Origin of the sequence: Legionella impletisoli (assembly GCF_900639875.1) — a bacterium.
Taxonomy (GTDB): Bacteria; Pseudomonadota; Gammaproteobacteria; order Legionellales; family Legionellaceae; genus Legionella_A; species Legionella_A impletisoli.
On sequence record NZ_CAAAIA010000009.1, the window covers coordinates 26,326 to 39,550 of the forward strand.

Here is a 13,225-nt window from a genome sequence, read left to right on the forward strand (position 1 = left end):
TACAAAAATCCCTTAAGCACAAAATGTGCTTTAAAAACATACAAACATCAGATGAAGTATATAAAGCGATTAAGCTTTATTTTTGGCTTGCTTTTCCATAAGAACTCTCTCTAAAAGTTGATTATTACGGCGGATTTCACCTATCAAAACATCCATCTTCTTTTCTAGCTGTGATGATTGGTTGAGATAAACAAGTAGATTTAAAACATCAAAGTAATCTTGGGTATTTCTACGAAGATTAACCAGGTAATTCATACTCTGAATTTTCCCAGAAATAGTACGGATAAAATCATCTCCGGCACTACCCATTGCTCGGTTATCTACATTGAGTCCTGTTGCTGAAAAAGATACCGATGATATTGTTATCAAGCTAATGGTTAAGATTGATTTTTTTATTCCAAACATAGTTATATCCCTTTATTTTTTATTTTAATAAACGGTGTTTTTCTCAATAAATATAGAATTATCTTTATCTCCATTCTTATTTGTTACTGTTTCCCCTTTTTCAGAGATAGATCGGAATCTCATTAAGTGATCCTCCAGTCTCAGGGTGGCCTCTTGTAATTTTTTTCTATGCGCCCTTTTACATGACTCGGTTAAAAGCTTATTCCCCTCAGCAGAGAGCTTAATTGTTACAAAAATATCCTTGTAATTTTTCTTATTATCAAATTCCAATTTTTACTCCTTAGTAAGCCCTTATAGTTTTTTTTATAAATAGATTTATCAAGAGCAATAAATTTATTTAAAATCATTTAAATAGACTATGATCTTGCTTGTATAGTAAATTTATATTTAACTATAATAATTACTATTTATTAAAATATACCCTTTATCGGGTACCCTGTAAAGGGTATAATTAAAATTTTTATATGAATATAATTTCTGAAGATCATTTAAAACGCACATTCTCATCTAATATGCGTCATCGTATGGCACAAAAGTCTATAAGTGAGAATGAGCTAAGAAAAATAACTGATATCAGCCAATCAGCTATTAATAGAATTAAAAATGGGCAAGTCTGCCCATCTTTATATCAGGCTATGATTATTGCTGAGGCTTTAGGGTGTTCTATTAAGGATTTAACTAGCGATTCATTTAATGATATCTTAGTTAAAGAGCATGATTACCTGCCAGTTATTCAAGCCAATTCTTTATTAGATAGAGATGAAACAAAAGTTTTAGGTTTTGTTGAAAATGATAATGACTGGCAGAGCAATACCGTCGGATTTAAAGTAGACCAGACTTTTAACTGCAAAATATTAAATAATGATAGTATTGTTATGTCATCTATTGATGATGAGCATATTAATGATGGCGATACAATTCTCTTTTGCTTTCATAAAAAATATATGATTGGAACAATGCAAAATAAATTTCTTAAACCGATTGATAACTTATCAATGACAATTGATATGAATAAAGCAAATATTATTGGAAAAGTTGTAAGTATTGAAACTAAATATATCAAAGACAAAACAACCGTTAATTCTATTTTGAGCAAGCTGAACATTAATACTTCTGAACTTATTGGTAAAATTAAGAGTTCACTAACTCCTCATTTAGCTTAGAAGAATAAACATTATTAGATTCATCGTAATCAATCTCCCATTTTATTGGGGAAAAGTCTGTATTCCAGTCAATAATATCACTTTTTTCTTCTTTCTTAATAAACTGTATTAATGGCTTTGTGATTATTGCATACACAAATATTTCATAGGATATTTTAGTAAAATATGAAACCAATATAAATTGCATCATATGTTTTAAAGGCCATATTGCATAAAAAGCCAGCAAACAAAATAATGCTGTATCTGATATTTCAGATATTAAAAGCGACTGGAAAACCCTTTTAAATAATGATCGTCCTTTATTCTTTATTTTTAATTTTTGAAAGATAAATGATGACAAAAAAAATGAGACTGTAAATGCTATAGTAGATGCAATATAGGTTCGCAACATACCTGAAAAAACCGCTTCAAATTCCTTTTGATGAGTCCAAAAAGGTGATGGTGGCAAAATAATTATCATATAGATACAAATATCAAACAAAACCAAAGAGCCGATACATGATAATAATATTCTCCTGGCATTTTGATAGCCATATATATCAGTAATAATATAATCAAATATATAACTAAATGGATAAACAAGCATTGCACCTGTTACAGTAAACCCATTAATACTAATCAATTTTGTTGATAACACATTGCTTAAGAGCATTGTTGTTACAAATAAAATTGATATTAAAACCAAATACTTATATCTTGATTGCGAGTTCGTTAATTTAAGTTTGTTTAGATTTTTAGAAGCAAAAATCGTTCCTATAAGATACCCATCCTTCCCTGAAAAATTATTCATGAAATCAGGATTTTCAGTAATTTCATCATACTCTAGTTTAGATGTTTTTTTGTGTCCTCCGTCCAGTGGAGTATAGAGGATATTATTATTAATAAAATCTATATTGAGCTTATATTTACTTCTATCCATTTTTTTTCAAAGCAATGTAATAATAAGGTGGGTGATTGGTTTCATCTTTATAATCTATAGGATCTTGTTCGGTTCCTAGTGGCATATGAGTGTCCACGTGAATAAAACCAATAGACTGTGCAACTTTTATAATAAAGTCGGCGCTCCAGTAATAATCTTCAACTTCACAGTCTATATTTAATAATTTTATTTTTGTAAGATCGCCATCTTTATCTGGCGGTGTACCTTGACCTTGCACACTTGTGTAATTTTTTGTATACAAGTTTTTGTTGCCATTAATAATAAATAAACAACCACCTTCTTCTAAAGAATTAAAACATTTGAGTAGCTCTGATTTTATTTCTTTTTCTGAAGATAAATGAAAAAACATTAGAATCGAAAAAATTGATTTATATATACCAAACTGATAATGAGTTTCATTATTGTTCAAAAAAAACCGAGAACTTGAGTTGTTTTTTCTTGCATTTTCTAAAGCATTTTCGTCTATATCACAACCATTTACTTCACCACAAAAATTTTTTAGAAAGTTTGTAGACCTTCCCGATCCACATCCAAGATCTAATACGTTGCTTAAGTCTGCTTTGTTTTTCCTGGCAAAAAATTCTATATCTCTAAAAGCCAAATAGCCTGTTCCAGTTATTGTGCTTTTCTTATATTTTTCTGTTTGCTCATTATTAAATTTTAACATTTTATTACTACACTATTCCGTTTCAATTAGGTATTCGCTTTTTAATTCCGGCCAAATATTTTCTTTAAAATACAATTTAAGTCTGGCTTCTTGCGGTGGTGTGAAAGTAGCATTAGTTTTTTTTGGTGCTACTTTTTCAATATCTTCTTTGCTTAAATTCTGTATCCATTCAGACTGAGCTAAGCTATATGATTCTTCTTCTAATTTCTTTTTTCTTTCAATTTCTAATTTTTTGTTTTCAAACAATTTCTGTTGAGCTATTTCCTGTGGAGAACGATAATTTTTTTCAAACCAAGGCTTTCCTTTTCTTAATCTTCCGATAAGTACATTTAATACATCATCATATTGTTTGTATTTTGATGGTTCATATTCAAGTCCATATGAAAAATGTAAAATTGATTCTTGAACCATTTGTGGATCTGCTAATCCAGTTTCATATATATCTAATAAATGATTTCTATTAAAACCATTATCCTCTAACGGCAAAATATTTATTGCTTCCCATTCATCAGGTAAATAAAGTTTATTTTGACTATCATTTGATTTCTTATTGATTTCCTTATGAGTACCAAAAGATTCCCCATTGATTTCTATATGATTATCAAGTGAAACCATCCTTTTGTATTCGATAGCGGCATTTCTAACCACCTCTATTATCCTAAAAGAATAAAAACCTCCCCTACCTGTTTTCCCTTTTTCCCTTATTATTAAATCCTTTCCTACCAATCTTTGAATTGAGGTTTTAACCATTTTTATAGTCGTATTAGTTATATCAACAAGGGTTTCTCCTTTTATCACACTTGTTGTTAACATTCCCCTGGACATGCATCGCTCAACAATAAAAAGAAATATTTTTTTTTGATGACCAGTCAAACGAAAAATTGTATCCAAAGCTGTTTCAGCGTCATAAAGGGTCTCGCTAGAGCCTTTTACTTTCGTTTCTTTTGTTTGTGTTGTTTCTAAAATAGCACCATTTGAATAGTTATCTCGTGATTCCCTTTTGATTTCCAATTGATTATCAGTTGATTTTTCTTTGGTACCTTTTTGATTGCCATTTGATTCCTTTTCAAATTCATCCATGTAATTCCATGGCCTATAATCGGATTTCTTGAATTTTCTTTTACTACTTTTATTACTTAATTCATCTATAGTTGGCATCCATATACCCTCTTAATCAAATTATGCACTTACAGCGCCAATATTTTTGGAATCAGCATTTAAAAGTGAACTTTCCTTGTTTTCTTTACATAGATTATTTGTACCCAAAAGTTCTCTAGTTAATAAATCAATATCTTCTCTAGCTGGACTTTTATTTAATGAGTCATAAATAGAATCACCTTTCGTTAAAACATTCTCAAATTCTTGGCTTTTTCTTACTACTGACTTGATTAAGCTATTTTCATAATTAGTCATAAGAAAATTCATTGTTTCATGTGATAACGATGTTCTTACATCAAACTCATTTAAAAGAGGGCTAAGTTTTATAGATGTATGAAAGTTCTTTTCAATATTTCTAATTTCTTGTTTAGTTATTTCCAATCCTTCTAAACTAAACTCAGAAGGAGTAACCGGAGCAATAACTTGATCGGAAGCTAAAGCAGCAGCTGTGACAGAACTACCTAGAGCTGGCGGGCAATCAATTAATATTAAATCGTATTGCTTCTTGAGTGGTGAAATCATATCTCGATAAATACGATCAAGAGGTAATCTTTTAAGCATCAGATTGCTATCAAGAAGAGCATTTTCTATTCTGCTAGGTAGAATATCCAGTCCTTCATAGACAGTTACAATTCCATCTTCAATGGGCATTTCTTGGTTTATTAGCTCAATCATTACTGGAATATCATGAGCATCGACTCTACATGCTTTAGTTAAATTTCCTTGCTGATCCAGATCGATTAAGAGGGTTTTTGCTCCATACAACGAAGCTCTAACGCCTGTTGCCAAGCATATTGAGGTTTTTCCTGTTCCCCCTTTTACAATTTGGAAAGTAATAATTTGGGGAGAAAACTTTAAGCCAAGAAGCTGTTTTGCTGTTTCATGGGAAAAGTAAACTCTATTCCTACTTTTACCATGAAACAAATTTTTCCTTTTAATTTGATTATGGAGAGCTTGTGCTGTGATACCTAATGCTTCAGATGCTTCACTGACTAACATTTTTGGTTCCATTATAAACTCTCCTTTTGTTTAAGTTCGTTGTTGTTATTAACATTTAATTTAAACCGAGCATTATTCCATGTCAACAAGTATTTTGATTTATTTTCTTTTTACTTAATTATGAAAATAAGTAGTATTTTTATTAATTACTATTACTTATATGTATACTTCAATGATTTCTGATTAGATTTCTTTATGATTTCTAATGTCTGAATCTTAAAATGCTCATGGTATCTATATGATTTCTAATGTGCGCTTTTATATGGGGTTATACTTTTCGGAATAACTATAAAATGAACTTAATGATTGGTTTATTTTCTGAGAGTCATTATTAGTTAATACGTCCTCTGATTTCCACTATGATTCCTATATGCTTGTTGATCGATTTTTATTTGATGTTCTTTTGATTTCGTTATGATATGGAATTGATGTTTATATGATTGCTATATGGTTTTTGTTTGATTGCTTATGTGATTTCTAATTGGTTGCTATATCTGGGTTGTTTTCTGTTTAAGATAGCAGGTGAGAAGAAGGTGTTTTTTTGTGAGCAAATCGATTACATATTATTAGACTGTAAATTCTGATCTTTTGTCGTGGTTGCTTAAATGATGTCTTTATGATTTTTATTTGATTTCTAATGTTATTGTTAGTTTTTTGTGTAATGTCCTATAGAAAGCGTGGTTTATAACGAAGCCCCAGGAACTACCAATGTTTTTTTGATTTCTAAATGATTGCTATATGAATTCCAATTTGATCTGTCTTTGTGTCGATTTTTTAAATAATTTATATTGGCGGAAACAATTGTTATTAATTACAAATGAATGAGACAATTCGGTTTTATCCACAAAATCTGTGGGCAAGTCTGTTAATATCGAGTAGAAATGTAGAGTTAACGAGGCTATTGTTCTTTGCTTAATGGCGTGCCAATTAGAGTAATGGACTGGACATTTGTTCAGTGGAATTTGAAAAAAGAGATAAAACTGAAAATGCGCGATCAGGAAGTTGCTTTCAAATGCTTTAAAACCGATGAGTATGGTAATATCAAAATTGGTGTTGATGCTCCCCGAAATATATCTATTGATAGGGAAGAAATATTTGTAATGAAGAAAAATAGTGGTTAGTTCTTCATTTTGTAATAGATCGAAAGAAGCATAGTGATAGTTGCTTTTTTCTATCAAATTAAAATGTAGATGAGGTAACAGGCCATTACAGCCCAAAATAAAATGATGAAAATAGCCATATACCAATTTTTAGGAAGTGGTTCAGTACGAGACCTGGCTTTTTGTTGCGCTTTATTCCATATGTTTTTAGGGATTAGTTTATAAGCGATGAAAATTAATATTGGCAAGATAATTAAGTCATCCAGATATCCTAAAATTGGAATAAAATCAGGAATAATATCAATAGGACTTAGGGCATAAGCGAGTGCCGCTATAACAATGATTTTGGCCAATAGGGGTGTGTCAGGGTTTTTACCTATCTCATAAAGGATTTCAATTTGTTCTTTTGCTCTTTTTGCTAATTGATGCAAGGTTTCTTTAAATTGCATGGGCATTACTCATACCAAACTAATAATCCTGTTAGTGATCTATGCTCCACTGTATCACAGCAATAATTTAAAATAAGGCTAAATTTGAGATGCGTTTTAATCTGTCAGGATTGGAGTCCACATAGCCAGCTGTTGTTGTAATGTTAGCATGGCCTGCCAGATGCGATACGGCTTTGATATCCGCACCTTGTTCAATCAGGCGAGTAATAAATGTTCTGCGTCCTGAATGGGAGCTGGCACTTTTGATCCCAGCCTTATCATAGAGTTTGCGAAACCATTTTTGTAACACATCTGGACTGAACCTTTGCTTGCGTTGGGTTTTAAACAACCAATCCTTATCATTGAAGATAGTGTCACTTTCTTTTCGCCAGGTGATATATTCTTTTAGTGCCGTGATGATTTTTTTGTTATTAATGTAAATGTGGCGCTGTTTTTCTCCTTTGGTCATGGATCGGGTTAAGTTCACCTCTTCTAAGATTTTTAATTGTTCATCGAAGATATCCGAAATTTTTAGAGATGCGATTTCCTTAGCTCGAAGTCCAAGGCCAAACGAGCAATAAATCATGGCCACATTTCGTTCAGGCATTTGTGCATCTTTGGCAATCACCAGCAGTCGTTTAAATTCGTCCTCGGTCAAAACCCTGGCCTTTCCTTCTTTCGGCATTTTTATCCTTAAGAGTTCTTAAAAAGTTATTTATATTCATATAATAAGACTTGTTTTTAAATGAGGCAAGAGAGGAGGGGGGTTTAACCCTTGAAAATACAGGGGAGGTCTAACTTTGTAGATAATAATATTTTACATTAAATCTTAACCATATCTTTGATTATGGCAGTAATTACAATTTAAACATTGAAATAGATTTAGGTCAGATTTTTAATATGTATGATATTTTTTTAATTTTAACTCAAAAAACCATCGAGAATGAATTAATGAATAGAAAAATTGGTTGAATAATCATCAATGACAGTTCAACGTCAATATGATAAGTTGATTAATTACGGATTATAATCAAGCAGATAAGGATATAAAAAGAATGGTTGTTGGTGTGGTGCGCTTTATGATTATTTTGGCGATTGGCCTAGCAGCCAATCTTGTACAGGCTGAGGGTGTCTTGCCTTTTCAAGAAGCACTAAGACTAACATACCAGAATAATCCCGAATTACAAGCTCAGATACAAGACGCAGAGCAAGCTCGAGGACAGGCTATCCAAGATGGGCTTTTGCTTAATCCTTCACTGAACCTGCAGGTAGAAAATTTGGGTGGAAATGGTGATGCTCAAGGTTTTGAAACCGCTGAAACAACGATGTCTGTCACTCAACCCCTTCCACTCGGTGGAAAAAGAGACTGGCTACAAAAAGCAAGTGTTGCTCGTTTTGAACAAATGCGAATGGCTATTCTTCGCAAAAAAGCTGAATTATATATAATCGTAGGTGAATCTTATGTGAATACTTACTATGCCACTCAGTGGCATAAGGTGACTAAAAAACTTGTTCGCTTAAATGAAGACATTGTAAACGACATTAAACGACGTCAAAAAGCAGGTGCCAGCGCTGAACTTGATTTGCGCCTGGCCGAAATATCTTTAGGAGAGGCACGTATCCAACAAAGCAAGGCTTATCGAGAAGTCAAAAAGCGAATTGCCAGGCTATCGCAGTTGCTTGGTAAAGATCTGTTACCCCCTCAAAAATTATTGGATAAAGGGTTGCCTCATCATGACATCAATTGGGAAGTCATCAAAACAACACGGGATAAGAGTATTTTTATTGGAGAAAAAACAGCCGAACTTTCAGCCAAACGTGTTGCCATCATATCTGTGAAGAAAGATGTTTGGCCTACGGCTCAACTTCAGCTGGGCGTGCGGCATTTTTCCCTTAACAATGATAATGCGCTTGTTGGTTCCATTAACTCTGTAATGCCAGTATTTGACCGCAACCAGGGTAAGATTTTATCTGCAGAGGCAGAGTACACCCAAGCCATGCAAAATTTAAGGGCAGCCCGACTTTCTCTGGATCAGAAGCTTACCGTTGCTTTCCTAGATCTACGCCAAAACAGCGAGGAAGCAAGACGAGTACAAAACAGCTTGCTACCTAGCGCCCAAAAAGCATCAAAGCTTGCAATACAAGGGTACCAAAAAGGCCTATACAGCTATGTCGAGCTATTAAATACCATGCGCATTTTATTTGAAGAAGAACGCCATTACCAGGAAGCGCATGCAAAACGGGATATTGCGATGATTAAAATTATAGGATTATTAAGTAAAGGGAGCGCCTAATGGTGATACGAAAAACTATACTGGCCATGATGTGTATTGGAATATCAATTGGGGTTTTTGCTGAAAGTAGCCATGAGAGTGAAGGGCATCACGACAAAGAAGTTGTGCGTTTATCTCAAGAAGTTATTAAGCGTTATAAGATTGAATTAGCCAAAGCAGGGCCACACTCGCTTGAAATAAGCCGTGAAGTTCTAGGAAAAATTGGGTCAAACGCCAATAAAACCGTCTACATCTATCCCAGATATGGTGGAATTATAAAAAAAATGACCAAGTTTTTAGGCGATAAGGTTCGTGACGGAGAGCTGCTCGCAAGCGTTGAAAGCAACCAGACTCTACAAATCTACGACATCAAGGCCCCTTTTTCAGGGTATATCGTAAAAAAAGAGGCCAATCCTGGGGAATTTATTAAAACCGGTAATCCCATTTATCAGTTGGCTGACTTATCTACAGTCTGGGTGCATTTGTTTATCTATCGTGAAAATAGCGAGTTGATAAAACAAGGGCAAAAGGTACTGGTTTACGATAAAAACAAACCAGGAAAGGTGGCTCAATCTCAAATTGATTATGTATCTCCTTTAGGCGTTGAACACAATCAAACAATGAGAGCGAGGACCGTATTAAATAATAATGAAAAAGGATTAACCTGGCTACCAGGATTATACGTTAATGCCAAGGTGATTATTGATGAGAAACAAGTGAGCATTGCCGTTAAAAATGAAGCCATTCAATCGATTGAAGGAAAAAAAGTGATTTTTGTTAAAACAAAAGAGGGTTTTGAACCGAAAGTCTGCCAGTTTGGTATCGAAGGTGACGATTATACGCAGGTTATAAAGGGGCTTAAAGCGGGAGACACCTATGTGGCTGAGAATAGCTTTATATTAAAGGCTGAGCTTGAAAAAGACAGTGCTTCACACAGCCATTAGGAGAAACTATGCTAAAAAGGATTTTGCAGTTTTCTATCAAACAGCGGTGGCTGATATTGGTTGCGGTTTTTATTGTGATTTGCCTGGGCATTTACAATTACACCCGTCTTCCTATTGATGCAGTACCCGATATTACCAACGTGCAGGTACAAATTAATACCGAAGCATCCGGCTATACTCCTTTAGAAGTTGAGCAACGCATTACTTATCCGATAGAAATCATTATGAGCGGCCTGCCAAAACTGGACTATACTCGCTCAATTTCCCGATATGGGCTCTCACAAGTCACTGTCATTTTTAAAGAAGGCACAGATATTTACTTTGCCAGACAACTTATCTCTCAGCGCTTACAGGCGGTTAAAAACACACTACCAGAAGGGATTAACCCAATGATGGGGCCTATTTCTACCGGTCTTGGGGAAATTTATATGTATAAGCTGACTACTTCTATGTCGGAGAAGTACACACCAACCAAACTTAGAACCATTCAGGATTGGATAATCCGACCGCAGCTGCGCAACGTGCCAGGGGTTGCGGAAGTGAATGCCATTGGCGGTTATACCAAACAATATCAGGTATCACCCGATTTAAAAAAACTGATTCAATTTAGCTTGACCTTAGAAGATATTGAAAAGGCCTTAAAGAAAAACAATGATAACGTTGGTGCAGGCTATATTGAAAAAAAAGGCCAGCAGTTTTTAATGCGCGCGCCTGGGCAGTTAAAGGCAACCGAAGATATCGAACAGGTTGTTGTTAAAACCATTGATGGAGTAGCCATTCATATATCAGATGTCGCAGATGTCCTCATTGGCCATGAGCTTCGCCAAGGAGCCGGCCTTGCCGATGGAAAAGAAACGGTTGTGGGTACGGTTTCTATGATTATTGGTGAAAACAGTCGCGTTGTATCAGAAAATATTCATAAAGCTTTACAAAAAGTAAATCAAACACTACCCGATGGGGTTAAAGCCGTTCCTGTATACAATCGCACAAATTTGGTGAATGCGACAATTAAAACAGTCACTAAAAATCTTACAGAAGGTGCTCTGCTTGTTATTGTGGTGCTGTTTTTGTTTTTAGGAAATTTCCGTGCAGCCCTTATTACAGCACTTGTAATCCCGATTACAATGTTGATGACCATGACCGGTATGGTGCAATATGAAATCAGTGCCAATCTGATGAGCCTTGGCGCACTTGATTTTGGACTCATTGTTGATGGTGCGGTCATTATTGTAGAGAACTGCATCAGAAAACTGGCATGGCAACAGCATAGCTTACAACGACCCCTAACTCTTAAAGAACGTCTCGATACAGTATTAGACAGTGCCAATGAAGTGATTCGCCCGAGTCTTTTTGGTGTGACAATTATTACTATCGTCTACTTCCCAATACTTACCTTAACAGGCGTTGAAGGTAAGATGTTTCGCCCCATGGCACAAACCGTCATCCTAGCCCTTATCTCATCGATAATCCTTTCAATGACTTTTGTGCCTGCCGCCATCTCGATAGGGCTTTCAGGGCGAATCAGTGAAAAAACCAATCGGATTGTTTTGTTTTTCAGAAATCTTTACAGACCTGGGTTATTATTTTGTTTTAAAAATCATCTTTGGGTTATTTGGGCATCAAGCCTACTTGTCATAGCCAGTCTTCTCTTGACAATACAAATGGGAGGTGAGTTTATTCCCAGTTTAGATGAAGGCGATATTGCTTTACACGCTTTACGAACGCCTTCAACAAGTCTGTCCCAATCAATCGAGATGCAAAAACATATTGAAAAAATTGTTGAAAAATTTCCTGAGGTGAAGCAGGTTTATTCTAAAATTGGAACTGCGGATGTGGCAACAGATCCCATGCCGCCAAACGTTGCAGATACGTTTGTTATTTTAAAGCCCAAAGACCAATGGTCAAACCCTAATAAGCCCAAAAATACGCTAATACAAGAAATACAAAAAGCCCTGGCCAATGAACCTGGAAATAAATATGAATTTACCCAACCGATACAAATGCGGTTTAACGAACTTATTTCGGGTATTCGTGCCGATGTGGCCATTAAAATTTATGGGGATGATTTGGATAAATTAAACTCACTTGCTACAGAGGTGTTTCAAGCTGTTAATCCAGTGAATGGAGCGGCTGATACAAGAATTGAGCAAACCAGTGGACTTCCAACGGTTACAATTCAAATTGACCGGAAAAAACTCGCACTATACGGTCTTAACATGCTCGATGTACAGGATGCGGTTGAAACTTCGTTAAGTGGCCGCGTTACAGGATTGGTGTATAAAGGTGATCAACGTTTTGATTTGGTTATTCGTTTAAAAGATACCGTTCGCAAAGACAAAAATATTTTATCCAAAATTTATATAAAGCTTCCTCCCAAAGCAGACGGCATTGAGCACTTTCTCCCTTTAAGTGAAGTGGCCTCTTTGGATGAGCGATTGGGTCCCAGCCAAATAAGCCGCGAAAATAGCAAACGACGGATTTTTGTATCAACCAATGTCCGAGACAGAGATTTACGCTCCTTCGTTGATGAAATTAAAACAAAAATTGCAAAAAAAGTAGACTTACCCACAGGGTATTGGATTGATTATGGTGGTGAGTTTGAGCAGATGACCTCGGCTGTTAACCGGTTAATGGTTGTGGTACCCATGACGTTATTATTGATTTTTGTGTTGTTATTTATGGCACTACAAAGCAAGCACGATACTCTTGTGGTTTTTAGTGGTATTCCACTTGCCTTGACCGGCGGTGTTTTTTCTTTATGGATACGAGGTATTCCGCTATCCATTTCTGCGGGCGTGGGTTTTATTGCTTTATCAGGTATTGCTGTATTAAATGGCCTTGTGATGATTACGTTCATTACTAATTTAAGAAAGCAGGGTAATTCTTTGGTTTATTCTATTATCCGAGGTGCGATGGCTCGATTAAGGCCCGTATTGATGACGGCCCTTGTGGCTTCCCTTGGTTTTGTCCCTATGGCTTTATCTACAGGCACAGGGGCGGAAGTACAAAGGCCGCTGGCCACCGTGGTGATAGGCGGCATACTCTCATCTACCTTCCTGACTTTACTTGTTCTGCCAGGACTTTATTGCTGGGTCCATAAGCCTCTTGAAAGAAAGCAAGGGAAAATCGAGGTTATGGAATAAATTAG

The 13,225-nt window shown here is 35.1% G+C and carries 13 protein-coding genes; 5 read left to right on the forward strand and 8 right to left on the reverse strand.

Translation table 11 applies throughout. The features are described 5' to 3' along the window. Positions 1-69: 69 nt before the first annotated feature. Positions 70-405 carry a hypothetical protein gene (locus tag E1O41_RS09995; RefSeq protein ID WP_131777191.1) on the reverse strand — a complete coding sequence of 112 codons (336 nt, stop codon included), beginning with the start codon at positions 403-405 and terminating at the stop codon, positions 70-72. A 24-nt stretch (positions 406-429) separates the two neighbouring features. Further along, positions 430-675 (reverse strand): TraY domain-containing protein, encoded by a 246-nt coding sequence (locus tag E1O41_RS10000; RefSeq protein ID WP_131777192.1) that lies wholly within the window; start codon positions 673-675, stop codon positions 430-432. A gap of 194 nt (positions 676-869) precedes the next feature. Between E1O41_RS10000 and E1O41_RS10005 the strand changes: the two genes are divergently transcribed. Then, on the forward strand, positions 870-1,568 hold the full coding sequence (locus E1O41_RS10005) for a helix-turn-helix domain-containing protein (protein ID WP_131777193.1): 699 nt from the start codon (positions 870-872) through the stop codon (positions 1,566-1,568). Here the strand turns inward: E1O41_RS10005 and E1O41_RS10010 are convergent. The 4 genes from E1O41_RS10010 to E1O41_RS10025 form a co-directional block, all read right to left on the reverse strand. Then, a complete protein-coding gene (locus tag E1O41_RS10010) occupies positions 1,537-2,487 on the reverse strand; it encodes a queuosine precursor transporter (RefSeq protein WP_131777194.1) in 951 nt (316 codons plus the stop codon). The genes E1O41_RS10005 and E1O41_RS10010 overlap by 32 nt on opposite strands. Further along, positions 2,480-3,175, reverse strand: coding sequence for a class I SAM-dependent methyltransferase (locus E1O41_RS10015; protein ID WP_131777195.1), 696 nt, complete (start codon positions 3,173-3,175; stop codon positions 2,480-2,482). The genes E1O41_RS10010 and E1O41_RS10015 overlap by 8 nt, the downstream gene beginning before the upstream one ends. A gap of 12 nt (positions 3,176-3,187) precedes the next feature. Then, on the reverse strand, positions 3,188-4,255 hold the full coding sequence (locus E1O41_RS10020; RefSeq protein WP_131777196.1) for a hypothetical protein: 1,068 nt from the start codon (positions 4,253-4,255) through the stop codon (positions 3,188-3,190). A gap of 99 nt (positions 4,256-4,354) precedes the next feature. After that, the gene (locus E1O41_RS10025) at positions 4,355-5,344 is read right to left on the reverse strand and encodes a ParA family protein (RefSeq protein WP_131777197.1); all 990 of its coding nucleotides are present in this window, start codon (positions 5,342-5,344) and stop codon (positions 4,355-4,357) included. A gap of 896 nt (positions 5,345-6,240) precedes the next feature. On the opposite strand from E1O41_RS10025, the gene E1O41_RS11920 reads away from it, so the two are divergent. Further along, positions 6,241-6,453 (forward strand): carbon storage regulator, encoded by a 213-nt coding sequence (locus tag E1O41_RS11920; RefSeq protein WP_229669379.1) that lies wholly within the window; start codon positions 6,241-6,243, stop codon positions 6,451-6,453. A 53-nt stretch (positions 6,454-6,506) separates the two neighbouring features. Here E1O41_RS11920 and E1O41_RS10035 read toward each other — a convergent pair whose 3' ends face one another. Further along, complete coding sequence (locus tag E1O41_RS10035) at positions 6,507-6,881, reverse strand: DUF1232 domain-containing protein (RefSeq protein ID WP_165481171.1); 375 nt, start codon at positions 6,879-6,881, stop codon at positions 6,507-6,509. A gap of 67 nt (positions 6,882-6,948) precedes the next feature. Continuing rightward, a complete protein-coding gene (locus E1O41_RS10040) occupies positions 6,949-7,545 on the reverse strand; it encodes a tyrosine-type recombinase/integrase (RefSeq protein WP_131777199.1) in 597 nt (198 codons plus the stop codon). A 370-nt stretch (positions 7,546-7,915) separates the two neighbouring features. On the opposite strand from E1O41_RS10040, the gene E1O41_RS10045 reads away from it, so the two are divergent. From E1O41_RS10045 to E1O41_RS10055, 3 genes are read left to right on the forward strand one after another with little or no spacing between them, the layout of a single operon-like run. Then, a complete protein-coding gene (locus E1O41_RS10045) occupies positions 7,916-9,154 on the forward strand; it encodes a TolC family protein (RefSeq protein WP_229669378.1) in 1,239 nt (412 codons plus the stop codon). Beyond that, positions 9,154-10,077 carry an efflux RND transporter periplasmic adaptor subunit gene (locus tag E1O41_RS10050; protein ID WP_131777200.1) on the forward strand — a complete coding sequence of 308 codons (924 nt, stop codon included), beginning with the start codon at positions 9,154-9,156 and terminating at the stop codon, positions 10,075-10,077. Before E1O41_RS10045 ends, E1O41_RS10050 begins: the two co-directional genes overlap by 1 nt. A gap of 8 nt (positions 10,078-10,085) precedes the next feature. After that, on the forward strand, positions 10,086-13,220 hold the full coding sequence (locus E1O41_RS10055; RefSeq protein ID WP_131777201.1) for an efflux RND transporter permease subunit: 3,135 nt from the start codon (positions 10,086-10,088) through the stop codon (positions 13,218-13,220). Positions 13,221-13,225: the final 5 nt, after the last annotated feature.

Bases quoted from the DNA above. Each gene is read 5' to 3' on its own strand.
- E1O41_RS09995 (WP_131777191.1), bottom strand. From the start codon at position 405: ATGTTTGGAATAAAAAAATCAATCTTAACCATTAGCTTGATAACAATA.
- E1O41_RS10005 (WP_131777193.1), top strand. From the start codon at position 870: ATGAATATAATTTCTGAAGATCATTTAAAACGCACATTCTCATCTAAT.
- E1O41_RS10010 (WP_131777194.1), bottom strand. From the start codon at position 2,487: ATGGATAGAAGTAAATATAAGCTCAATATAGATTTTATTAATAATAAT.
- E1O41_RS10015 (WP_131777195.1), bottom strand. From the start codon at position 3,175: ATGTTAAAATTTAATAATGAGCAAACAGAAAAATATAAGAAAAGCACA.
- E1O41_RS10020 (WP_131777196.1), bottom strand. From the start codon at position 4,255: ATGGATGAATTTGAAAAGGAATCAAATGGCAATCAAAAAGGTACCAAA.
- E1O41_RS10025 (WP_131777197.1), bottom strand. From the start codon at position 5,344: ATGGAACCAAAAATGTTAGTCAGTGAAGCATCTGAAGCATTAGGTATC.
- E1O41_RS10035 (WP_165481171.1), bottom strand. From the start codon at position 6,881: ATGCAATTTAAAGAAACCTTGCATCAATTAGCAAAAAGAGCAAAAGAA.
- E1O41_RS10040 (WP_131777199.1), bottom strand. From the start codon at position 7,545: ATGCCGAAAGAAGGAAAGGCCAGGGTTTTGACCGAGGACGAATTTAAA.
- E1O41_RS10045 (WP_229669378.1), top strand. From the start codon at position 7,916: ATGGTTGTTGGTGTGGTGCGCTTTATGATTATTTTGGCGATTGGCCTA.
- E1O41_RS10050 (WP_131777200.1), top strand. From the start codon at position 9,154: ATGGTGATACGAAAAACTATACTGGCCATGATGTGTATTGGAATATCA.
- E1O41_RS10055 (WP_131777201.1), top strand. From the start codon at position 10,086: ATGCTAAAAAGGATTTTGCAGTTTTCTATCAAACAGCGGTGGCTGATA.